This is a genomic window from Bacillus sp. CFBP9009, assembly GCF_036541465.1.
GTDB lineage: Bacteria > Bacillota > Bacilli > Bacillales > DSM-1321 > Peribacillus.
The window spans coordinates 142,082-166,316 of the sequence record NZ_JAZHFU010000009.1 but is presented as its reverse complement, the minus strand read 5'-3'; the positions used below and the strand labels follow the sequence as shown (position 1 = coordinate 166,316).

21 protein-coding genes, 1 rRNA gene and 1 pseudogene are annotated in these 24,235 nt (G+C 42.6%); 11 read left to right on the top strand and 12 right to left on the bottom strand.

The annotated features are described in order from the left end of the window. Both V3595_RS20095 and V3595_RS20090 read right to left on the bottom strand, forming a co-directional pair. Window positions 1–71, bottom strand: a 16S ribosomal RNA gene (locus V3595_RS20095); the annotation flags it as partial. A 270-nt stretch (window positions 72–341) separates the two neighbouring features. Beyond that, window positions 342–1,217 carry a nucleotidyltransferase-like protein gene (locus V3595_RS20090; RefSeq protein WP_241593563.1) on the bottom strand — a complete coding sequence of 292 codons (876 nt, stop codon included), beginning with the start codon at window positions 1,215–1,217 and terminating at the stop codon, window positions 342–344. A gap of 175 nt (window positions 1,218–1,392) precedes the next feature. Here V3595_RS20090 and V3595_RS20085 point away from each other — a divergent pair, with 175 nt between their 5' ends. Beyond that, window positions 1,393–1,746 carry a YgzB family protein gene (locus V3595_RS20085; RefSeq protein WP_101225973.1) on the top strand — a complete coding sequence of 118 codons (354 nt, stop codon included), beginning with the start codon at window positions 1,393–1,395 and terminating at the stop codon, window positions 1,744–1,746. Between the two features lie 100 nt (window positions 1,747–1,846). Here V3595_RS20085 and perR read toward each other — a convergent pair whose 3' ends face one another. The 5 genes from perR to V3595_RS20060 form a co-directional block, all read right to left on the bottom strand. Then, window positions 1,847–2,290, bottom strand: coding sequence for a peroxide-responsive transcriptional repressor PerR (gene perR, locus V3595_RS20080; protein ID WP_076371177.1), 444 nt, complete (start codon window positions 2,288–2,290; stop codon window positions 1,847–1,849). 156 nt (window positions 2,291–2,446) lie between these two features. After that, window positions 2,447–3,391: a D-2-hydroxyacid dehydrogenase gene (locus V3595_RS20075; RefSeq protein ID WP_485909012.1), complete on the bottom strand. Its 945-nt coding sequence runs from the start codon at window positions 3,389–3,391 to the stop codon at window positions 2,447–2,449. 148 nt (window positions 3,392–3,539) lie between these two features. Further along, window positions 3,540–4,649, bottom strand: coding sequence for an aminopeptidase (locus V3595_RS20070; RefSeq protein WP_485909010.1), 1,110 nt, complete (start codon window positions 4,647–4,649; stop codon window positions 3,540–3,542). Between the two features lie 11 nt (window positions 4,650–4,660). Further along, window positions 4,661–5,131 carry a thioredoxin-dependent thiol peroxidase gene (gene bcp / locus V3595_RS20065; protein ID WP_485909008.1) on the bottom strand — a complete coding sequence of 157 codons (471 nt, stop codon included), beginning with the start codon at window positions 5,129–5,131 and terminating at the stop codon, window positions 4,661–4,663. Window positions 5,132–5,193: 62 nt separating this feature from the next. Next, the gene (locus V3595_RS20060) at window positions 5,194–5,613 is read right to left on the bottom strand and encodes a potassium channel family protein (RefSeq protein WP_101225970.1); all 420 of its coding nucleotides are present in this window, start codon (window positions 5,611–5,613) and stop codon (window positions 5,194–5,196) included. A 133-nt stretch (window positions 5,614–5,746) separates the two neighbouring features. Between V3595_RS20060 and V3595_RS20055 the strand changes: the two are divergent. Next, a pseudogene (locus V3595_RS20055) lies at window positions 5,747–6,130 on the top strand (acyl-CoA thioesterase). Between the two features lie 41 nt (window positions 6,131–6,171). Here V3595_RS20055 and V3595_RS20050 read toward each other — a convergent pair. From V3595_RS20050 to V3595_RS20040, 3 genes are read right to left on the bottom strand one after another with little or no spacing between them, the layout of a single operon-like run. Further along, window positions 6,172–6,957: an ABC transporter permease gene (locus tag V3595_RS20050; RefSeq protein WP_048678294.1), complete on the bottom strand. Its 786-nt coding sequence runs from the start codon at window positions 6,955–6,957 to the stop codon at window positions 6,172–6,174. 4 nt (window positions 6,958–6,961) lie between these two features. Further along, window positions 6,962–7,753 (bottom strand): ABC transporter permease, encoded by a 792-nt coding sequence (locus V3595_RS20045; RefSeq protein WP_072272421.1) that lies wholly within the window; start codon window positions 7,751–7,753, stop codon window positions 6,962–6,964. Between the two features lie 48 nt (window positions 7,754–7,801). After that, entirely contained in the window at window positions 7,802–8,809 is a 1,008-nt protein-coding gene (locus V3595_RS20040; protein ID WP_034305344.1) for an ABC transporter ATP-binding protein, read from the bottom strand. Between the two features lie 151 nt (window positions 8,810–8,960). On the opposite strand from V3595_RS20040, the gene V3595_RS20035 reads away from it, so the two are divergent. The 4 genes from V3595_RS20035 (at window position 8,961) to V3595_RS20020 (ending at window position 16,940) form a co-directional block, all read left to right on the top strand. Next, entirely contained in the window at window positions 8,961–9,281 is a 321-nt protein-coding gene (locus V3595_RS20035) for a hypothetical protein (RefSeq protein ID WP_402906295.1), read from the top strand. Between the two features lie 144 nt (window positions 9,282–9,425). Beyond that, window positions 9,426–10,715, top strand: coding sequence for a glutamate-1-semialdehyde 2,1-aminomutase (locus V3595_RS20030; RefSeq protein ID WP_485909004.1), 1,290 nt, complete (start codon window positions 9,426–9,428; stop codon window positions 10,713–10,715). 339 nt (window positions 10,716–11,054) lie between these two features. Next, entirely contained in the window at window positions 11,055–15,527 is a 4,473-nt protein-coding gene (locus V3595_RS20025) for a glutamate synthase-related protein (protein ID WP_485909002.1), read from the top strand. Between the two features lie 321 nt (window positions 15,528–15,848). Further along, window positions 15,849–16,940, top strand: coding sequence for an FUSC family protein (locus tag V3595_RS20020; protein WP_485909000.1), 1,092 nt, complete (start codon window positions 15,849–15,851; stop codon window positions 16,938–16,940). A gap of 57 nt (window positions 16,941–16,997) precedes the next feature. Here the strand turns inward: V3595_RS20020 and V3595_RS20015 are convergent, their stop codons facing one another. Beyond that, on the bottom strand, window positions 16,998–17,456 hold the full coding sequence (locus V3595_RS20015; protein WP_214747548.1) for a MarR family winged helix-turn-helix transcriptional regulator: 459 nt from the start codon (window positions 17,454–17,456) through the stop codon (window positions 16,998–17,000). A gap of 324 nt (window positions 17,457–17,780) precedes the next feature. Here V3595_RS20015 and V3595_RS20010 point away from each other — a divergent pair, with 324 nt between their 5' ends. The 5 genes from V3595_RS20010 (at window position 17,781) to V3595_RS19990 (ending at window position 22,203) form a co-directional block, all read left to right on the top strand. Then, entirely contained in the window at window positions 17,781–18,419 is a 639-nt protein-coding gene (locus V3595_RS20010; protein WP_485908998.1) for a biotin/lipoyl-containing protein, read from the top strand. 40 nt (window positions 18,420–18,459) lie between these two features. After that, on the top strand, window positions 18,460–20,079 hold the full coding sequence (locus V3595_RS20005) for a DHA2 family efflux MFS transporter permease subunit (protein ID WP_485908996.1): 1,620 nt from the start codon (window positions 18,460–18,462) through the stop codon (window positions 20,077–20,079). Window positions 20,080–20,097: 18 nt separating this feature from the next. Further along, window positions 20,098–20,628: an NAD(P)H-dependent oxidoreductase gene (locus V3595_RS20000; RefSeq protein ID WP_063234827.1), complete on the top strand. Its 531-nt coding sequence runs from the start codon at window positions 20,098–20,100 to the stop codon at window positions 20,626–20,628. Window positions 20,629–20,641: 13 nt separating this feature from the next. Continuing rightward, entirely contained in the window at window positions 20,642–20,989 is a 348-nt protein-coding gene (locus V3595_RS19995) for a hypothetical protein (protein ID WP_485908994.1), read from the top strand. A gap of 293 nt (window positions 20,990–21,282) precedes the next feature. Further along, window positions 21,283–22,203: an EamA family transporter gene (locus V3595_RS19990; protein ID WP_485908992.1), complete on the top strand. Its 921-nt coding sequence runs from the start codon at window positions 21,283–21,285 to the stop codon at window positions 22,201–22,203. A 72-nt stretch (window positions 22,204–22,275) separates the two neighbouring features. Here the strand turns inward: V3595_RS19990 and V3595_RS19985 are convergent, their stop codons facing one another. Then, window positions 22,276–24,024, bottom strand: a complete 1,749-nt coding sequence (locus tag V3595_RS19985; protein WP_485908990.1) for an ABC transporter ATP-binding protein — start codon at window positions 24,022–24,024, stop codon at window positions 22,276–22,278. Between the last annotated feature and the right edge of the window lie 211 nt (window positions 24,025–24,235).

The following is a 24,235-nucleotide window of genomic DNA, read 5'->3' as shown; positions in this document are numbered from 1 at the left end:
ATTCGCTCGACTTGCATGTATTAGGCACGCCGCCAGCGTTCGTCCTGAGCCAGGATCAAACTCTCCGAAGAAATGTTTGACTTGCTCATTTGCTTTTTTGATAGTGTGTGCTCACTTAAAATTTAACGTTGGCGCTTTGTTTTGTTCAGTTTTCAAAGAGCAATTTCGTTGTCGTTTACTTCGTAAGCGACTTTTACATCTTATCATGTCTTCAACATTGTTGTCAACATGTTTTTTAAGTTTTTTTTGTTTTGATGAAGCTGCGAAAGCTGATGTCCCGCAGCGACATGTATTAATATAACACCTATATTACTATTGGTCAACAATAAAAAAGCACTTTTTTAAAAGTTTTTTGATACCCGATAAAACCGGTGATATACCTCGTGACCTTTTGTCTCCGCTTTGATGACGTCGATTACCTTCTTCTCTATCAAATATTCCAATAAAACACCTAGGTCGACTGAATAAAACTTAACTTCCGGATGCTCCATAAGCTCCGCAATCGTCCACGGATCTTCTTTCGTCCCCATTATTTCGACCAAATGCTGTGAACCTGCATTCGTCCTCGAATAAATAAGAAATTCGCTCGCAAGGAAAAGAAGCTCCAATCTTTTTTCGAGAGTTTCCTCACTGCTGATCAATTCTTTATACAACTTATAGATCTCAGGTTCCATATGCTTCACTTGGTTCCAGACCGTAACCTCCGGATAAAAACCTTGTTCTATTATTTCCAAACGGGCCAAGTGATGCAGGGAATGAACGATATGGTTGTATGCCTCCAGATAATGGCCTTTTTCAAAGAAGCTTTTCCCATCCATGTACCTGCGAATTAACTTCGCAAACTCCATCCCCATTTTTAACTTCCTTCCATAGAAGGGGAACTCCCGGATTTCTGTTTTCAAACGGTCCAAATATTCATTCCGGTCAAAAAGAACCTTCCCGTTATATATCCAGTCAACCACTTTGCGGTTCGTACCTAATAGAAGCCATTCTTTTAACTGGTCTTCCTTTACGATATGTAAGGCTGCCTTTTTATCCCGGTAAGTGTAATGTTTTAAAAACACGGCCTCTTCGGCTTCGTCTGCAATCACAAAAAGGATGTAGTCAAATGTATCGGTAATCGGGCTATTATCATCCCTTTTTTCTATTAACAAGATTCCAAGTGTAGATTTTAAACTTGCTCGCTCTTGATAAATCGGGCGAAGGATATCTTCCATCATAAATTCCTCCAAAACCTTTTTTTTTAGATTTTCGACAAAACTCTTCAAATTCCTGCTTATGTCCCTTACCCCAAACCATCTCAATTCAAAAGTAATATGTATCCTTTATTTCTTTTTTGTTCCATCCCTTGTTTATGTTATAGTTAAAGTTATATTTTAGGAGGGACAATCCATGGCTAAATATTCTAGCAAAATCAATAAAATACGCACTTTTGCTTTGAGTTTGATTTTCATTGGCTTCATCGTAATGTACCTTGGGCTTTTCTTCAAAACGCATCCTGTTGTCATGACGATTTTCATGGGGCTGGGCCTTTTATTCATAATCGCAAGTACAGGGGTTTATTTTTGGATTGGAATGCTTTCCACAAAATCGATCCAGGTTGTCTGTCCTAACTGCGGCAAACCTACAAAAATACTAGGGCGTGTAGATATTTGCATGCATTGCGAAGAACCATTGACACTTGACAAAAAGTTGGAAGGCGAAGAATTCAACGAAAAATATAACCGAAAAAGCCTGCATGACTAAAGGAATTCGGCTAGCTGAATTCCCTTTAAAGAAGTCTTTAACAATTGTATCATTTCTTCATAACATGAAAAAAAGTTCCAACCAAGTGGAGGAACTTTTTTTAATGCGATTCTTTTTTCGCACAATCCGTACAGTCGCCGTAGATTTCCATCCGATGGTGACTAACATTGAAACCAGTGACTTGTGCTGCGAAGTGCTCGACTTCATCCAATGCAGGATAATCGAAATCCACAATTTTCCCGCAAGTTTGGCAAATTACATGATAATGATTCGTCGTCACAAAATCAAACCTTGCTGAAGAATCACCATACGTAAGTTCTTTTACCAAACCTACCTCACGGAACACACGCAGGTTGTTATAAACCGTTGCCACACTCATATTCGGAAACTTGCCTTCCAGCGCTTTATATATATCATCAGCGGTAGGGTGGGACATGGAGCTTATCAAATACTCAAGTATCGCATGGCGTTGAGGAGTTATTCTTACACCGGTATCTTTTAAGGAATCCAACGCTTCTTTTAACTGAACTTCAGACACCGTCATCCACCTCTTTTTCTCATTAAGTATGCATTCTTAAATTATAATGTTTATAAATAGTGTACCTTTTATGCGTTGAATTTGTCAATAATTCAATGGCTTAACCATTCTTTTTTAGTTTATTCATGAACACATTGAATCTTTCCCATTTTTGCATTGAGTTTAGTATCCCCTGGATAAGTCGATTACGTTGGTGAAGTCTTTTCCAGCTTTCAGGTATTCACGCATATTTTTTTCGAATATGGCAAAGGTTCTTGGTAAATATTCTCCGCTTTTACTTGAAAGATGCGGAGTGACTGTAACATTCTCCATCCTCCAAAACGGATGCCCTTTTCCTAAAGGTTCCGGATCAAATACATCCAAGATGGCATGAGATAATTCCCCGGCATCCAGCGCTTCGATCAACATTTCATCGTTAACCAGGTCGCCGCGGCCAATATTCACGAATACTGCAGTTTCTTTCATTGCTTCAAAGTGTTCTTTTTGCAGAAGGCCCTTCGTTTCATCCGTACTTGGCAGGACGGATACGATATAATCGGCTCCCGGTATGGCTTCCAATAAATTATCCAGGGCATAAAGGTGATCGATGGATTCCACTGGTTTACCGCTCCGGTTCACTCCTATCGTCGTCATCCCAAAGGCTTTCCCAAGACGAGCCACTTCCCCTCCAATTGCACCCGCACCAATAACGAGCATCGTCTTGCCATTCAATTCCCCTACTTCAATCTTTCTATCCCACAGTTCTTCCTTTTCATTCTTCATAAGCAGTTTCAATTTCTTTTCATATTGCAAAAGCATCCCTATCGTATACTCTGCCATCGGGATTTTATGAATGCCTCTAGCATTCGTCACCAGAATGCCCCGTTCCTCTATGGCTTTAAATGGCATTAATTCCATCCCTGCACTCATGACCATGATCCATTTCAAGTTCGCAGCTTTCCCAATGATTTCTTCAGTTAAGTCTTCACCATATGTAATTAAGATTTCCGCTTCACGAAGCGGCCCATCCGTCCATCCTTTTTGATAAATGAAGCTCAAGTCAGGAAAAGCTTCCGTCATCTTCTTTTGGATGCCTTCATTCGGAATGACAGTTGAAAGTATTAACATGTTTATCTCTCCCTTTTAATTAACATAAAAAAACACGGGCTCTATGTGTCCCGTGCAACTTTCTCTGAGGAGGTATTCCCTTAATAAAGCATATTCAGGTGTCCCCTTTTTGAGTTGGACAAAAGCCTTAGCCTTATTAAAAAAGGCTTTATATTAAAGAATTTGGGTTTAATGCATCTAATTCCGGCAAAATGAAAACGCCATCCCTTCTGATCAGGACGTCGTCAAAGAAGATGTCACCACCCCCATATTCGGGCCGCTGAATCAAAACCATATCCCAATGAATCGATGATCGGTTTCCATTATCCGCTTCTTCATAGGCAAGTCCAAGAGCCAAGTGCAGACTCCCGCTTATTTTCTCATCGAACAAGATATCATCCATAGGTTCCAATATGTATGGATTGATCCCAATTGCGAACTCCCCGATAAACCGGGACCCTTCATCAATATTCAGAATTTGGTTCATTTCAGAGTCACGATTGGAAGTAGCTTTAATGATTTTTCCCTTTTCCAAGTTTAATTCTATGTCACTAAAGGTGAATCCTTCATAGGTTGTTGGTGTGTTGAAGGATATCCTTCCATTGAGACTATCTTTTATGGGTGCCGTAAACACTTCCCCATCCGGTAAATTCTTTTTTCCGGCACATATGACGGCCGGCATACCTTTGATGGAAAAGGTCAAATCTGTTCCTGGCGAAACTATCCTGACTTTATCAGTTCGTTCCATCAATTGTTTTAACGGTTTCAAGGCCGTCTCCATTTTCCCGTAATCCATGTTGCATACATTCAAAAGAAAATCTTCGTACCTGTCGAAGGTCATTCCGGCTTTTTGCGCTGATGCGTTGGTGGGATAATTAAGCAAGACCCAACGTCGGTTGTTTACATAGAAAAGAGTGGGCGAATTCATAGCCTCCCCTTGAAGACGGTGCCTCTCGATGGGAACATCGGTCATTTCCACATCGTTTTCTTCCCCGGTGATGATGATGACCGCATCGATATCCTTATATTTCTTCAAGGCCCATTGCGAAGAGGTGTCAAGTTGTTCCTTTACATTCCCTTGTAACAGGTGGCGGCTTATTTCATCGTCTTCGAGTTCTACATATGGGTAAGCACCCACTCTGTAAATTTCATCAATCAGCTCTTTCAATAATGGTTTCGTGTTGATATGCCCCCGTATGAGGATTCTCTCTTTTGGCTGTAATTGTATCGAATGATGAATCAGCCTGGCTGCAAGCTTCGTTATTCGCTCATCCTTCATCTGCCTGTCCCTTATTTTTCGAGGTCGCGAAGAGTTTGAAGAGCTTCTTCGACGTGGCCTTTGACTTTTACTTTACGCCATTCTTTGACTACCTTACCAGCCTTATCAATCAGGAAAGTTGAACGTTCAATGCCCATATACTCCTTGCCGAAGTTCTTTTTCAATTGCCACACATCAAATGATTCAGCCGCTTCATGATTTTCATCAGCCAGCAGCAGAAAAGGCAATCCATGTTTTTCGATAAATTTTTCATGACGTGCAGCTGGGTCTGGGCTTATTCCAATGATGACCGCGTTCAATTCCTCAAATTGCTCATTATGGTCCCGGAAATCACAGGCCTCTGTCGTGCAGCCTGGCGTCATGTCTTTTGGATAGAAATATAAAACAATATATTTCCCCTTAAAATCCGATAGGGACACCATTTCACCATTGTTTGCAGGGAGCTTGAAATCAGGTGCTTTTTCTCCAATTTTAACAGTCATATTGAACCCTCCATTTCTTTCATTATGGTAAGAGTACCCAATAATCGAAAGAAACACAACTTTCATTTATCCTTCCTATCTTTGTGCTCTAAATCGATCACCGTCCGGATCACGAACGCTGCCGGCAGTGTATAACCGATGAAAGCCTGAATCGTAGCTATCATCCTGCCCATGCCAATCGGGGCTATATCTCCATACCCTACAGAAAACATCGTCATCGCACTAAAATAAAAAGAAGTCTTCAACTGTTCATAGAAAGTGCCATCCAATCGATTGCCCATATCAAGAATCACCGAATGATTCTGAAGTTCGTATAATAAATAAATCAGTGCAAACCCAACTAATATCGTCGCATATAAATTGCCAAGCCACAGCATATCCTCCAGAGAAAACTTCTTTCCTCCCGACTCAACAAGAAATAACGTACGAATGCTCATCACCATGCAAAAAATGATTCCTGCAATCAAGATGTAGAAAGTCATCCCCCACGCCCCATTTCAAAACGCCACTTCCTCTATACATACTCCCTGTCCAAACAATATATTCTTTTTTAGGAACAGACCTCATCCTTATCACCTACACACCTAATAACCGGATACAAATCATCACAATACCATCTTTGGCGGGAAAGTAATGGCCTATGTTGATAAAATAGCCTGCATTTGAGCTATGCGCCATTGTCGAAAACCCGTTGTGACTGCTTCAAGCAACTCTTTTGATTTTTTGGCCCCCATCAAGACGGGGGATGCGATCAACCTTGAAGCTTATGTCACCTGTGCTCATCGCACATCAATGGAGGTATTCGTGAAAGTGGAGCGTGAGAACCTATTAACAGGTGAAAAACAGCTTACGGCACGCGCTTTTTTAATGATGCTGGCCATTGATGAAGACGGTAAGCCGACAAACGTACCTCAGGTCATACCGGAAACGGAAGAAGAAAAGCAGCAATATGTTGAAGCACAGGCAAGATATATTGATAGAAAGAAAAAGCGGAACTAAACAAAAACCCCTTCAACATGAATGCTGTTGAAGGGGTTTTTTTAGTTCCCTGCCCCGCGGTACCTCTTCACTCCCTGATTCCATATGAAAACGGATATCACGAAAAAGGCAACCCCAATTACAGGTGTCGCAAATGCATATGCATACCACTCTTCTTTTCTAAGGAAATAAGATGCCGGATAGACACCAACAAACGCGAATGGCAGCACCCATGTAAGGACAAAACGAATGACCTTATTATAAATATCAACAGGATAGCGCCCATAGTTCCCGATATTGTACATCATTGGCATGATGGATGTTTTCGCATCCGACCAGAAACCAATGCTTGCTATCGCAACGAATATGGCTGCATAAGCAAGGGCCCCGCCTATTGCAAAAATGATGAAAAGAATCGGGTCATACCACGCAAGCTGCAGATCCAATGAAATCCCCGAATAGAATATAATGATCAAACCGGTCACAACACCAAATAACGCTTCAAGCTCGATTCTTTCTAAAATGACTTGAAACAGGCTATGTATCGGTCTGGTTAATATCCGGTCCATTTCACCTTTGACGATATAGCGGTCATTAAAATCCCAGATGTTGAAAAAAGCTGAAAAAAGGGCGAATGGGATAAGGAAAAATCCATAAATGAATATGATTTCTTCACGGCTCCAGCCGCTTAAAAATTGGGTATGTCCAAAAACGACTAAGATAAATACCAGATTCACGACCTGATTCAGCAGGTCAGATAGGATTTCCATGAAGAAATCGGCTCTATATTGCAGTCTTGTTTTCATATATTGACTCACATATTGAAAAAACATCGATACATAAAACATCCCGTCAACCTCCTTGAATAATCAGCTGTTTTTTTGCGACTATCCATAAAAGCTGAATCGGTATTATGAGAATGATGCACCAAATTAACTGCTGTAAAAGCGCCATGCCAATTTCGCCTGAACTGTACCCGTTCGTAAAAATCATGCTTGGTACATAGCTGATCCCTTGAAAGGGTAAATATTTCATCACTTCCTGCGCCCAAATAGGATAGAAACTGATGGGCAGCAGCAGACCGGAAAATAAATCAATGATAACCCTTTTAGCGCGGATTAATCCGGCATTATTATATAAGAAAAAGGTAGTGATTCCCGTCAATAAGTTGATTTGTGTATTGATGATGAAGCTGAACAGCAAGGAAATACCGAACATCCCCCACGTAGCCGGCTCGTGCGGCAATTCGATAGGAAAAATGAAAGCTACCAGCAGCATCCCCGGAATCGAGAAGAAGAAGAAACGGAATATCCCTTCCCCAAGTCCTTGCATCGTTTTCATGCCTAAATAGTTATAAGGCCTTATCATTTCAATGGCAACCTTGCCGTCTTTAATCTCAGTGGCGATTTCGCGGTCAATATTATTGAAATAAAAAGCGCGCGCCATCCATGCAACCGCGACATAGGTTGTCATCTGCATGCTTGAAAGTCCTTCGATGGAGCTTTTTTCTCCATATATCGCATTCCATAAGAAATAATAAGCACCGATATTAATGCTATAAATTAAAATGCCGGTATAATAATCAGTTCGATACGCAAGCATCATTAAAAAACGCATGCGGATCATGGCAAGATACTTCCCCATGGCCCTCCCCCTTCTTGATAGACACGTTGTTTCTTAATGATAAGAGAGTCAGACAGTGCCTTCTTCGTAAATATTGCGAACGATCTCTTCAATGGACGTTTCATGGATTTTGATGTCTTTTATTTTAAAATGAGATACGACAGCTGAAACAAGCTGTGAAATATGATCACTTTCTTCTTTCAACAAGGCAATGTAAGTTTGATTTTTCTCATCATAAACCCAGTTAGCGGTAAATGGGAGCGCTAATGATTGTAATTCCTTCAATGCGATCGGCTCGATGAATTGAAAATGGATCTGTTTTTCCTCAGCCCAGTTATCTTTCAAACTCTGCAATTCCCCATCATAGATGATTTGTCCTTCATCAAGCATGATTACACGCTCACATAATGCTTCAATGTCTCCTAAATCATGTGTAGTCAAAAGGATTGTCGTATTATATTTCTCATTGATTTCTTTCAGGAACTCACGAATTTTCATTTTCACGAGCACATCAAGTCCAATTGTCGGCTCATCCAGGAACAGCAAAGGCGGATTGTGGATCAAGGCTGCGGCAAGCTCGCAGCGCATTCGCTGACCAAGCGAGAGTTTACGCACTGGTTTGTCCAGCAAAGGACCGATATCAAGCGTCTTGATGACATGTTCCATATGATCGTTATATTGTTCATCCGTTACCTTATAGACCTTTTTTAACAGCCTAAACGATTCTTGAACCGCAATATCCCACCAAAGCTGTGAGCGCTGACCGAATACGACTCCGATTGTCTGAGTGAACTTTTCCCTTTCTTTATGCGGATTCATGCCATTGACCGTGATTTCACCTGCTGTCGGTTCCAAAATACCTGTCAGCATTTTGATCGTGGTCGATTTCCCTGCACCATTTTCCCCGATATAAGCTACCATCTCACCCTTTTTTACAGTAAAATTGATATCATTGACGGCAGGGACGACCTTATAATTTCTGGTAAGTAAATCCCGGAAGGCACCCTTTAGCCCTGAACGGCTTGATGCCGACTTAAATTCCTTCCGAAGCTGTTTCACTTGAATTGCATCACTCATCCTGTTACATCCTCCGTAATCTCTTGTCCTAATGAATTAGTTTATCCAAACCAACCTTTTTAGACAATAAAAATGCTTGGATGCCATATACCATTTTCAGGGGAGAAATGGCCGTTGTACCTGATACTTATATAAAGGAGACGAGTATGCTATGAATATCAAAAAATTATTACTATCCCAAATTGAAAAGGTCGTTTTCGACCTTCGATATGACTTCCTTTATGAAGATGAGTACGGTGAATTATTATGCCAGGTCATCCAAAGGGATTCCAGCGGGTCGATCGAAAGCACACCCATCAGTTTCCACCTTCGCATTAATGAAGAGAAAGGAACCGGCCAGCTAATCTATTACCAAGCCCAGGGCGAAATGAACCGCCAATCCTTCGACATCGAAAACCCTGACACCATCTTGGCCATTCTTACTTTCATAACAGGAGTTTTGAAATCCGACCCTATTTCTCAAACAAAATGAAGGCCCGGAACCCTGATGCTTATAGGGCTGCAGCTCTTCCATCAGTGAATGAATCACATTTCCCAGCCTTCGACCCCAGATTTACGGACGGAAAAGTGCTATGATTAAGGGGAAATATGTTTATATTTTTAGGAGGTTTTAAGATTGGATTTTAGTAATTCTGAGCTTTTACATAAAGAGGCATTGGAACATATCGTCGGCGGAGTTAACAGCCCATCCCGTTCCTACAAAGCTGTAGGCGGCGGTTCACCTGTTGCGATGGATCATGCCAAAGGTGCTTATTTCTGGGATGTTGATGGCAATAAATATATCGATTACTTAGCTGCATATGGCCCGATCATCACAGGTCATGCGCATCCACATATTACGGAGGCGATCGTTAAAGCAGCAGAAACGGGCGTTTTATACGGCACACCGACCAAACATGAAGTCAAATTTGCCAAAATGTTGAAAGAAGCCATACCATCTATGGATAAAGTCCGCTTCACCAATTCAGGAACCGAGTCCGTCATGTCTACCATCCGCGTTGCCCGCGCTTACACAGGACGCGATAAGATTATCAAGTTTGCAGGCTGTTACCATGGACACTCCGACCTTGTTCTCGTCGCTGCAGGCTCCGGCCCGTCCACTTTAGGTACACCGGACTCTGCCGGCGTTCCCAAAAGCATCGCACAAGAAGTCATCACGGTACCTTTCAATGATATTGAGCCATTTAAAGAAGCACTGGATAAATGGGGCAATGAAATTGCTGGCGTGCTGGTTGAACCGATCGTCGGCAACTTCGGAATCGTGGAACCAAGCCCCGGCTTTTTGGAAGAAGTCATTTCATTATCTCACGAAGCCGGATCACTAGTCATTTTCGACGAGGTCATCACAGCGTTCCGCTTCATGTACGGAGGGGCACAGGACTTTTTGGGAATTCAACCCGATTTGACCGCGCTTGGAAAAATCATCGGGGGCGGGCTTCCTATTGGTGCCTATGGCGGTAAAAAAGAGATCATGGATTCTGTCGCACCGCTGGGACCAGCCTATCAAGCGGGTACGATGGCAGGAAATCCGGCTTCCATGCTTTCCGGGATAGCTTGCTTAGAAGTACTTAAAGAAGAGGGGCTGTATGACGAGTTGGACCGGCTGGGGAAAATCCTTGAAGAAGGTATCCTGAAAGCAGCCCGCCAATATAATGTACCGATCACCATCAACCGCCTTAAAGGAGCGTTGACGATCTATTTCACGACAGAAAAAATTGAAAACTATGAGCAGGCGGAAAATACGGATGGCGAAATGTTCGCTAAGTTCTTCAAGCTCATGCTCAACCAGGGAATCAATTTGGCACCGTCCAAATACGAAGCCTGGTTCTTGACAATTGCTCACACGGATGATGATATCGCTTATACTCTAAAAGCGGTTGAACATGCATTCAAAAACCTATTATAATAAATCGAATCAGCATAATTATGCATTTTTTATACACCCTCAGGATGTACATCAATCTTGAGGGTTTCTTATTTCCCTGTAATAAATCTTTAATATTGGCATTTGAAGCCACTCCTTACAAAAATCCCACCAATTACAGCATCCATTCCATTGTATAAAAAATTGATTTCTGAATATTTAAATGATATGATATGGATACATTTATATACATTTATACACTTTCTTTCAATCTATCAAAACTTGGACTATTGTTCGGGTTTACAAATATTTCCCCCATTAAACACATGCTACAGGAGGTGAAAGGCAGAGAATAAGGGTAACCTTATTCAAGCCACATATATGACCCAACAATGGACACCTGCTACATTCAAAGAATTTCACAAGGAAGAACATGATGCCTGCGGTATCGTGTCCTGCATCGAAAAAAAGAAGATCCCTACTAACGAAAACATCTTTGCCTGTATCGACGCCCTGGTTAAAATGAACCATCGCTGCGGCTTCATCAATGGTGAGGGCGATGGCGCCGGCATCCATATCGATATTCCCCGGGCTCTTTGGAAAAAGAAGCTTGAAGCGGTAAATGTCGATTCAAGCATCGTCGATCAAGATTCCTTCATAGTCGGCCATTTATTTTTAAGCAAAAAAACAGAAGCTAACGACTTAAAAATCGAAGTCAAGGAGAAACTGCTCCAACATGGCCTCTCATTGATATTCGAAACGGATAAAGCCTACCGTTCCGAGGCATTGGGACCGATTGCCATTCAAGAAGACCCAGTGTTCTGGCAATTTGCCTGTTCCTCCACCATCAATAACAACCAGGAGCTTTCAAATGTTCTTTTTGAGCTGACTTCCGACATCGAAAAAAGTGATTTCATCCATGTTGCATCTTTAAGCCAGCATCATGCGGTATACAAAGTGATGGGTGCTGGAGATACGCTCCCTGCCTATTATCTTGATCTTGCCGACCCTTTGGCTGCCTCCACCATGACACTGGGGCATAATCGTTTTTCAACTAATACTCTATCAAGCTTCTTCCGGGTCCAGCCTTTCAGTGTACTTGGTCATAATGGCGAAATCAATACCATCGCCAAATTGCGTGATGAAGCGAAAATGATCGGAGTTCCCATCGCTAAAGACGGAAGCGACTCACAGGATTTAAACAAGACGATCGAAACTTTCATCTGCCGTCATGGCTACTCTTTATTTGAAGCTGTCGATCTTATGTTCCCGCCAATCATCAATGAAATCAAGGAATATCCCGAGCACTTACAAGACTTATATACGTATTTAAGGGAAGCATGGGGTCATTTTGCACAAGGTCCGGCAGGCATCATCTCCCGTTTCGGCGATGAAGCCGTGTTCTCAGTCGACTCTTTAGGCTTGCGCCCACTATGGAATATTGAAACGGAATCATCTTATATGTTCACTTCCGAACCAGGAATCATCCCTTCCAGTGAATATACCGGAGATCCGAAACCGATGGGGCCAGGGGAAAAAATCGGTTTGAAATGGAACGGCGACCGTATTGAATTGTACACATACAAGGATTATCAGGATAAAGTATTTGAACTCTTCAATGATCGCTTCGTCCTTTCCAATGACCGAGTCCGCTTACAGCCCCAAGTGTTTGAAAAGGTTGTCTCCATGACAAATACGCAAGCCATTCATAATGGTCAGTATAAAGCCTTTGGGTGGGAAAGGGAGCATGTCCAATTAGTGGAACAGATGGCCGAAAAAGGCGCTGAGCCCATTCGTTCACTTGGTCATGATGCGCCACTCGCAGCACTTAATCCCCAACGGACCAACATTGCTGATTTCATTAAGGAAAGTGTGGCCGTTGTAACCAACCCTGCGATCGACCGGGACCGGGAAACCGAGCACTTCTCAACAAGAACGATCATCGGAAAACGTCCTTCCCTTTTCGAAGCGAATAAGGCAGGAAAGGTTACGGAGCTGCTGACTCCTTTATTGATTGAAGGGTCAACGGGTTATGAGTGTTCATCTATCGTATCGCAGCCAAGCTATGATCAGTTCATTAAATATAACCAAGATCAAAAACTCGTGCACTTCATTTCAAGCACGTTTAAAGAGGATGAAAACATCACGGATGCCTTGACCAGGATTACGGATGAAAGTGTCAATGCAGTGGATGAAGGAAAAACGCTGCTCGTTCTGGATGATGCCCTTGCCCATCAAAACGGAAACCTTTGGCTTGATCCCCACCTTGTCACTTCAGCCGTCGATCAAGCGTTGGTCCGCACAGGCAAGCGCCGTGATTGTTCCATCCTTTTACGTTCAGCATCGCTAAGGTCACTGCATGATATCATCGTTTCTTATGGTCTTGGGGCCAACTTAATCAGCCCCTATTATATGTTCCTTTCCTTATCTTCGGATGACCTCAAGGGGGTTACCAATCTATATAACTCCTTGACGAAAGGTCTTGAGAAAGTCATCTCCACCATTGGCATTCATGAGCTGCGCGGCTATGGAAGACTTTTCTCAAGCATCGGTTTACATGAGGAAATCGCGAAATATTTAAATGTGGCTAACTTCTTCGGATCCAATGATCTGGACTATAATTTTGATAAAATCAAGGCCGATGCCATCCAGCGTGCAGAAGATTACGGCAATGAAAAAGAACGGATGGGCAAAACCTTCCATTTGTTCCCAAGGATTTGGAAGTCTATCGGGGAAGTTGCTTCAACCGGGGACTATGATGCTTATCGCGAAAAGATCACCGAACAGGAAGAATCCAATCCTACGACGATCCGCCACTTGACATCATTAAAAACTTCAGATGCTTCCATCCCTTCTGAAGAAGTCAGTCTTTCGGTCGGCGAACAGGAATTGCCGTTCGTCATAGCCTCCATGTCTTTTGGATCACAAAATGAGATTGCTTTCCGGGCCTATGCAGAAGCTGCCGAGAGGTTAGGCATGATCAGCATGAATGGTGAAGGCGGGGAAATAAAGGATATGCTTGGCAAGTACCCGAAATCCCGAGGACAGCAAATCGCATCCGGCCGTTTCGGTGTCAATGCAGAACTATTGAACTCTTCAAATCTATTGGAAATTAAAATTGGTCAAGGGGCAAAACCTGGTGAAGGCGGTCACCTTCCAGGTTCCAAGGTCACAGCGAAAATCGCAGAAGCCCGAAATGCAACAATCGGTTCCGATTTGATCTCCCCTTCCAATAATCATGATATATACTCAATTGAAGATTTGGCCCAAATGATCCATGAGCTAAAAACGGCAAACGACAAGGCAAAAGTTGCCGTCAAAGTACCAGTCGTTCCAAACATTGGTACGATTGCTGTCGGCGTCGCAAAAGCGGGGGCCGATATCATAACGCTTTCCGGTTTTGATGGCGGAACGGGTGCTGCCAGGATCCATGCACTCGCACATGTCGGTCTGCCAGTTGAGATAGGTGTGAAAGCCGCCCATAATGCGCTGCTTGAGTCAGGTATCAGACAGAATGTCGAAATTTGGGCTGACGGTGGGTTAAAAAGCTCGATGGATGTATTGAAGGTAATGCTGCTAGGTGCAAACCGTGTAGGTTTTGGAACCCTTTCGATGATTGCCGTCGGCTGTACAACGTGCCGCGGATGTCACCTTGATACTTGCCATGTGGGCATCGCCACACAAATTGAATCGGAAGCGCAGGCGAAAGAACACGGGCTGCGCCGTTTTGTTCCACGAAAATTTGATTTAGCCGTTCAGGGATTAACGAATATGTTCAGTGCATTTGCAAAAGAACTCAAATCTTTGACCGGATCACTTGGGGTGAAGAATCTTCAGGATATCGTCGGACGTTCTGATTTACTGCAGCAAGTTAAAGGTCAACAATCATTGGATTTAACCTATTTATTGAAAAACTTGGATATAACACCGTTCTCACATAAGGAAACGGCGGCATATTTGAATGAAGGCTCCATGCAGGTAGCCGTTGGCGCTGAATATCTTGATTCGCATGTAGATGATCTGCAGCAATCCCGTAGCTATAGCTCTATCACTTCCGAGCAGCGTGTACTCGGCAGCAGGGTGTCCTGTCACCGCGTTAGGGGCAGATTGGACGGATCATACAAAAAACTTCCCCCCGTTCACCTATCCTACCAGGATGGTTCCATCCCGGGTAATGGACTCGGGGCATACAATACGGAGGGAATTTCAATCAGCGTGAATGGCGGTGCCCAGGATGGTATCGGCAAAACATCGATTGGCGGAAATATTGCCATCTTTAAATCTCCAGGAAAAGATGGAAAGTTCTACAATGGCTCTGTAGGCAAGGGATTTGGTTACGGTGCACAGCATGGTCTTCTCATTGCCCAAGGTGATGCCGATGCCAGGGCGGGAATCCGGCTTTCCGGAGCGGATATGATCATTGGAGGATTATTGAAACAACCGCTTCCTAAAAAGGAAACCGGTAATATTGCGGTAACTTCCAATATTAAGGGATTCGCTTTTGAATACATGACAAATGGAAGAGGTTTGGTTCTGGGAGATCCCGGTCCATGGATTTGCGCAGGGATGACAGGCGGTGTCGTTTATTTACGGCAACAGCCTGAATCTGGATTAACCAAAGAGGTCATTAAGAAGCGGGTTGCGAAAGGGGCAAAGATTTCCATTGAGCCCCTTTCCGCAAGAGGCCTGCAGGATGTGGCCGAACTTCTGGGCAAATACACGGCCCTCTTGAAAGATCATGGCCAAACCGAAGAAGCGGCCTCTTTAGAGGCACTGCTTCAAAATCCTGAAGAGCACTTCCTTCAGGTCGTTCCAGTTAAAGAACAGGCGGACCCTGCTGTTTCCACAGAGTGATGCCGAAAATATATATAAATAAAGGCTGATGCTCTTTAATGCGAGCATCAGCCTTTTCCAGTCATATACCTCTGGAATGTCTTCAAACGATGGAAAAACAAACTTGAAAGCAATCAAGAAATTGCCTATCGTTTCTTTATATATTAAACTTGATTTTAGCTATTGTAACTCTTAGGAAAATCCTGTATATTACTTTTTGTTTACATCTTCTTATTTTAGTGTAAAGTACTAACAAATAAGTTAGAATACAACTTTAAGCAGAAGCCTATATATAAATAGAGCCACGATTCATTACAATACAAAGAAAGGATTAACCCATATATGAAGTTTGGTGCCCGCATTCTCAAAACAGGAATAGCAATCGTTTTAGCGCTTTATCTCTCGGAACTGCTTAACCTTCCTGCTCCTGTCCTTTCTGGGATTGCTGCAATTTTTGCAATACAGCCGACCATTTACCGTTCATATCAAACGGTGTTGGAGCAAATTCAAGGAAATATCATTGGCGCATTGGTTGCTGTCTTCTTCGTTTTGTTGTTCGGAAATGATATTTTTATGATCGGTCTTGCCGTAATGGTTGTCATAACCATCAATTTAAAATTGAAAATGGATAAAACAATCGTCCTTTCCATCGTGACGGTCATTGCCATCATGGAAAGCCAGGACGGGGAATTCCTGAATTTTGCCTTTATTCGTCTCTCATCCGTTTTGCTTGGAATTGTTTCTTCGTTTATCGTGAATCTGGTTTTCATTCCTCCAAAGTACGAAGCAAAGCTTTATACACGCATTACAGATGTAACCGAAGACATCTTGAAATGGATCAGAATCAGCACAAGACATGCTACAGAACACACTTTATTAAAAAAAGACATCAGCCGATTGAAGGCGGAGTTACTCGATCTGGAACATATCTATTCCATGTACAAAGAGGAACGGGAATATTTCAAGAAAAACAGTGTAGCTAAAGCAAGAAAGCTTGTCGTTTATCGGCAAATGATCATAACGACAAAAAAAGCGTTTGAAACCTTGAAGAGAATCCATAAATTCGAGAATGAAGTATATCAAATGCCTGAGGATTTCCAACGGAGCATCTTACAGCAGCTTGATTCCTTGATCCGCAAGCATGAACAGTTGATATTACTGCATATCGAAAAAATCAAGTCCATCGAGGAGATTGAAGATTGGGACCAGGATTGTTTAAGTCGTAAAGAGCTGCTCGCCCACTTTTTCGAACAGCAAAATCAAGTGGACGAAATGCATGATAATCTGGGCCATCTCTCTGCCCGCCTTGTACCATTGATTTCAGCGGTCATAGAATATGACGAGCAATTGGAACATCTTGAAAAGCTGATCGTCAGCTTCCAGTCCTTCCATAAGGAAGATAACGAAATATCTGTCCATTATGAAGAAGATTAAAAAAGACGGTTCCCGGGAACCGTCTTTTTTCGTCTCTATTTAGAGCATGCCCCTCATTCAATCATCCAAAAGGTTCTTATCTGCCGCCTTTTCAATCGTATCCAATTTCTTCAAAAGATCCTGCAGCTCATCTTCTGAGAATGAATTGAAGTTCTTACCCATCAATTGGTTATGCTCCGCAAGGACTCTCCCCAAAATCGCTTCCCCTGCCTCTTTCAATTCAAGGTTGATGACCCTGCGATCCTTATCAGAGGGCTGCCTTTTTACATAATCCATTTCGACCAACTTATCTACAAATACGGTAATCGCACTTGGCTTAACGGTTAAGAAGTCAGCCAGCTGGGTCGATTTGATCGACCCCTCTTTTTTCAATATCAATAATATGAAAAACTGAGGCGATGTTAATCCATAAGGCTGAAGATTTTTTGCTACGATGGCCCTAAGCTTCTTCCTAATCCGAAAAATCTGCATTTCTATACTATTAGTTACTTCCCATTTAAATTCCAGCCTTCTCACTCCTTATATAGGACAATCCTACCTCTTAAATTTAATTAAATGGCATTCCATTGTCAACTTTACTTTCCATATATCCTTAAAACTAAAAAAAATTCAAATTTTTACTATTTCACTGTATTTATTTCCCACTATTATTCCGAATAAATTACATGACAAAAAATAATTAAACTGGTAAACTCTTTACTTAATAATATTAATACTTATAAAAGTTAATATTTATTTAATTTAACAAATAAACATTAGAATAGGAGGGTTGTCATTTCTAGCTAATGAACAGTATCGAAAAAAGGAATACATCATCAATATTTTTTGGAGGCGAAACAAGTGAATAGAGGACGTTTAGTTTTAATCAATGTCATTGGTTTGGTTATTATCATAGCTGTATTAGCCGGTGGGGCTTATTACTATTATGAAAGCACGAATTTCATTAAAACGGATGAAGCGAAAGTGTCGGGAGAGCTATATACCATCGTTGCCCCCGCTGCAGGTAAACTAGCAGATTGGGACTTACATGAAGGAGACAGTGTAAGTAAGGATGACAATGTTGCCAATGTAACAACCTTAGACGGAAAAGAAACGGTAAAAACCGCAGCACAAGGTACAATCGTTAAAACACAAGTGCATGATGAGCAGCTTGTTCAAGCGGGTCAAACGCTGGCTCAGACCATCAATATGGATGATCTGTCCATAACGGCTAATATTGAAGAAAATAAATTGAAGGATATCGAAAAAGGTGACAGCGTAGATATTATCATCGATGGAGATCCCGATACTGTCTTCGAAGGTACATTGGAACAAATCGGTTATGCTACAACGTCTGTCTTTTCAGTGATGGGCAATCAAAACAGCAGCGGAAACTATACGAAAGTCACCCAAAAAGTACCAGTTAAAATTTCCATCAAAGCACCATCCGATAAAGTTCTGCCTGGAATGAACGCAGAAGTGAAGATTTCAACTAAATAAAATGGCTACACAGTTATACAGAAAGGAGGCTTTTCTTTAAATGGCTTCTCAAACCATCACAGTAAATGAAAACAAGGGAATGAAGCAGTTTGCCCCCATGTTAATTATCTTAATGCTAGGTTTGTTCATGGTCATTTTGAATCAAACCCTGCTTAGTGTCGCCATGCCCAGGATGATGGCAGAATTCAATGTAGCTGCGACTACGATTCAATGGTTATCAACTGGATTCATGCTCGTGAATGGAGCCTTGATCCCACTGTCCGCTTTTTTAATAGAACGGTTTGGCACGCGCATTTTATTCCTTGCTGCCATGTTTTTATTCACCGTCGGGACATTCATCTGCGGCATCGCACCAAATTTCCCCGTCATCCTTACAGGCCGGCTGATTCAGGCGGCTGGCGGCGGGATCCTGCAGCCATTGGTCATGACGATCATTCTTTTCATCTTCCCTCCGGAAATGCGCGGGAAAGGAATGGGAATCTTTGGACTTGCCATTATGTTTGCCCCTGCAATCGGCCCGACTTTATCTGGTTGGGTCATTCAGGAATATAGCTGGCGGGTCATGTTCTACGCAATGGTGCCATTAGGCATGATAGTCATGACACTCGCCTTTTTAAGTATGCGTAATGTAGCAGAACCAAAGAAAATCAAATTGGATTTGTTGGGTGCGTCTCTATCCTTGCTGGGAGTCGCATCATTACTATACGGTGTCAGTGAAGCGGGTTCCAAAGGCTGGACGGATCCCATCGTTCTGGGAACGATCATCATCGGGCTGATCCTTTTGACGCTTTTTGTGGTTCAACAGCTAAAATCGGAAACACCTATGCTCGACTTCCGTGTATTTAAGTATGACATGTTCGTATTATCGAATATCATTTCCGCCATCGTCACAGTGGCCATGTTTACCGGGATATTCTTATTGCCTATATATTTGCAGACTTTAAGAGGCTTCACACCAGTTCAATCCGGCCTATTGATGTTACCCGGAGCCCTTGTGATGATGGTGATGTCACCCATTTCAGGAGCATTATTTGACAAAATCGGACCTCGTCCATTAGCACTAATTGGTTTAGCGATTACTGCCGTCACAACCTTCGAATTCGCTAAATTGACTACGGAAACAACCTATTCGACTTTGGTCATCATCTATGCCATCCGCGCACTTGGAATGTCTTTACTGATGATGCCAATCATGACTGCTGGGATGAACCAGCTTCCTAAGCATTTGAATACACATGGTACGGCAATGAGCAATACGCTGAAACAAGTAACCGGAGCCATTGGTACGAGCTTCGTGACGACCATTTATACTACCCGTGCTTCTTTCCATGGAACTGCTTTAGGAACGGAAATGAGTACGAGTGATCCCGGTTTTGTTCAGAATTTCCAAACAATCGTTCAATCCATCATGAGTTCGATGAATCAAACTAGTGAACAAGCACAGGAAACTGCCATGTCGCTGATTTCTTCACAAATTCAGGGTCAAGCAAATGTGATGGGAATCAATGATGCATTCTTTTGGGCAACAGGCTTCGCAATTGCCGGTATCGTTCTTTCACTGTTTTTGCGTGACGTTCGGAAGGACAAAGCAATGAAAAAAGCTAAACAAGAACATTTGGACGTACCTTTGCTTCCTTCACCAGTAAAAAAATCGGTTTAATTAAATGGGGGAATAAAAATGAAGATCTATGTTGTTTACGACAGTGAAGGCAACCATACGAAAGCACTTGCCGAATCAATAGCTCAAGGGGCCGCCGCGGTCCCTGGCGCTGAGGTTCTCATTGACCATGTGAACGAGGCGGATGTTTATAAGCTCCAGGAAATGGATGCCATCATTTGGGGCTGTCCCGGTCATTTCGGCACCATCAGTTCGAGTTTGAAAACATGGATCGATAAACTTGGGTATCTATGGGCGGAAGGTGCGCTGATCAATAAAGTGGGTGCTGTGTTCTGTACGACGGCCACCGTACATGGCGGACTCGAGGCTACCATGCTGAACTTAATCACCCCTATGCTTCATCAAGGCATGATCATTGTCGGCTTGCCCGGCACTGTCCCGGAAAACGCCTTATATGGTTCCTACTATGGAGTAGGGATAAGCTGTCCGCCCGGTGTGGATGACAACATTACCAAAAATGACTTGCAGCTTGGAGAAGCATTAGGAAAACGGGTTGCCCATGTCACCCGTTCATTCATAAACGAGCTCTAGGAGGCTTGATTCAATGGGCATAATTCTAATTATCATCGTTGCCATATTAGCGGTTACGGGCTTGATCACATACAATATCAAAGCCTTATCGCCTGAGGGTAAGCAGCGGGCAGTCGAGGAAGAGAACTCGTTGGAAGAGTCCGCTTTCTCTTCGGCTGATGATTCCGTTACCGAAATCATCTCCCCAACAGACAATGATGAATTGAAAATGAAAGATCAGGATTATCGTTTGGCACTTTCCAAGCTTCACAATCAAAAGCCAAATGATGAGCCAACTGCAGAAAAAAAGCCTAATCTTCGAAAAATGAAAGACGAGGAATACCGTGGTACATTGGAAGACTTCCGGCAAAATGGCGATTGAAGCACTTCACCCCATTCGGCATATTCGCCTTTTTAGGGGTTTTCAATTACTTGGGTGAAAGGAACATCTCCTGCCTATTACACCGCCTTTAGCTTAAAGATCGACCTGCAGGCTTAACTTATTTTTCTGGTTGACAAATATTCACAAAGACTTTAAGCTAAGGTAATGCAACACAAACATTTTTTTAAACTCAGCTTTTGTTGAGAGACGGAATTTTAAAAGGATTTCCTTTTTTCGTTCGTCACTTGCCTTTTTGGCAGGTGGCGATTTTTATTTTTACAGGGGTGAAAAACATGCAACTTTTGAAGTATTCCATAATGGTCTTAATCGGTTCGATCTCATATGGCACATTATCCACCATGATGAAGTTTGGATTCATGGATGGCCATTCATCCGGAGAACTGGTCGGCAGTCAATACCTCGTCGGTTGGCTGATTGTCTCCGTGTTATTTCTTTTTTCGTTTAAATATAAAGTTTCATGGAAGAGTGCCGGATTACTTTTAATCACGGGCATGATGTCCACTTTCGTCGGAAAGGCATATGCCGTTTCCGTATCCGAGCTTCCCGCTTCGATTGCCGTTGTCTTTTTATTTCAATTTACCTGGATAGGCGTCCTCATTGAAAGTTTCATAAATAAAAGACGCCCGGATAAAAATAAACTCATTGCCATTTTCGTTCTCTTCATCGGAACATTATTGGCAGGCGCTATCTTTGGTCAGCCTCTATCCGGCTTAAGCCTAAAAGGCGTATTGTTCGGTCTATTGTCTGCCTTGCTTTTTGCGCTATATATGTATTGCAACTCTCAATTCGCAGTTGGTGAATCTTCAATGAAACGGCTGTTTTTCATTGCAACGGGTGGTATGCTGACTGCTGTATTCACGACTAACCCCGTCACACTTGTGACGAATCTTGTCCAAACGAACCTATGGTACTACGGTCTGTTGCTCGGCACATTGGGTGTTTTAGTTCCTTTCTTTTTCTTTGCTATCAGTTTGCCCAAAGTGGGTGTCGGGCTTGGAACGATTCTTTGTGCTGCGGAACTGCCTTCAGCGATGGTCGTTTCCGTCATCTTCTTGAATGAACAGGTTACGTCACTGCAATGGTTCGGGATGTGCTTGATCATCGTAGGCATCGCCTTGCCTGAGGGGATAAAGCATCTGCCTCAATTCCTTCCTGACAGAAAAAAAACGCTGCATGAAAAAAGGATTTCATAACGTGCATGCACAAGAAAGACCATTCCCGTTAGCGGAATGGTCTTCTTTTGTATATTGTTTTTCCTATTCTTCTTAAGAATCCAATTGTTGTACTTGAAACAGGTTGTAGTAATGCCCTTGCTTTTTCATAAGTTCTTCGTGTGTTCCCATTTCCGAAATTTCCCCATTATCGATATGAACGATCCGATCGGCATGGGTGATGGTTGATAACCGATGGGCCACGATGATGGTGGTCCGGTCTTTCGCTAAAATATCCAGCGCCTCCTGGATATAGTGTTCACTTTCCAAATCCAATGCGGATGTGGCTTCATCGAGAACAAGGATTGGCGGGTTTTTCAAAAATACCCTCGCAATGGCCACCCGTTGCTTTTGGCCTCCGGATAATTTAACTCCCCGCTCCCCGACTTTCGTTTCATATCCTTCTTTCAGACCCATGATGAAGTCATGGGCATTCGCCGCCTTTGCCGCTTCAAATACTTCTTCATCAGTTGCATCAGGTCGTCCCATAAGGATGTTGGCCTTAACCGATTCACTAAATAAAATATTATCCTGTAGAACCATTCCTATTTTATCTCTTAGGCTACGGACTTGATACTTACGGATATCCGTCCCATCCAATAATACCCTTCCCTCCGTCACATCATAGAAACGGGAAATCAAACTGACGATCGAGGATTTCCCGCCGCCGCTCATTCCGACAAGTGCAATGGTTTCCCCTGGTTTGACATCCAAGTTTATATGTTTCAAAACGGGTGCCTCTTTCTCGTCATAAGCAAAGGATACATCCTGAAAGGTTATTCGGCCTTCCACATGCTTTAGCTCTTTCGCCCCTGGCTGGTCATCGATATCATACTTCTCATCCACAAACTCAAAAACCCTGTCCATGGACGCCAATGTCTGGGTCATTGTCGTCGAAGAGTTAACTAAACGTCTGAGGGGATTATAAAGCCGGTCAATAAAACCGACGAAGGCAACCATGGTACCCAGTGACAATTGTTCATGAATGACCTGATAACCGGCAAATCCTATCACGAGCAAGGGCGCAATATCCGTGATCGTATTCACGACAGCAAATGACTTGGCATTCCAGCTTGTATGCTTTAGGGCCTTATCGAGGAAATTCTTGTTTTGCTTCGCAAACAATTCCTGTTCCCTGTCTTCTATCGCAAAGCTTTTGATGACTGACATCCCTGAAACCCGTTCATGAAGGTGACTCTGTACATCAGCTAACGCTTGGGACCGAATCCTTGTATAGGTTCTCAGCTTGCCAAAGAAATGCTTAATCGAAAATGCGTAAAATGGAAGCATGATGATCGATACAACGGTTAACTTCACGTCCATCGTAAACATGATGACTATCACTATGATGATCGTTGCGATATCGAGCCAAAGGTTCATCAAACCCGTGATGACAAAGTTCTTCGTTTGCTCCACATCCGTGATCATCCTCGAAATGACCTCGCCCACCCTTGTATTGGAATAATATTTAAAACTCAGTTTCTGTATATGAGTAAATAAATCATTACGAATATCATATAAGATTTTCGTTCCGGTCCATTGCGCAAAATATTGTCTGTAATACTCAATCGGCGGTCTAACTGCAACGAAAATGAAAATCATGATGGCCATTGCCCATAAAAGGCGTTCGGACTTCACGGCTTTGGAAAGGTCACCATTTCCGATGATGTCATCCACTATATACTTACTGAGCAATGGAAGCAAAAGCGGAATCGCGAACTTTAGCAATCCAATCAGTACCGTCCCGATTATCTGCCATTTATATGGTTTAACGAATTGCAAATATCTCTTAATGCTCCCCACGGAATCCCTCCTTTTCTGAATCATTAAATCCAAATGAAAAAAAGTCCATACCAGTCAATTTGTAATCTTATAAGCACTTGTCCAATTATATTTTCCTTTTCGATGATTAAGTATCAAAAGGATTTCATTCACTAACTTTCACACACATTTAAAGGACTTTAATGGTTCCTGCATAGTAATAGATTGAATCAGTTTTGTAGATATGTTACAC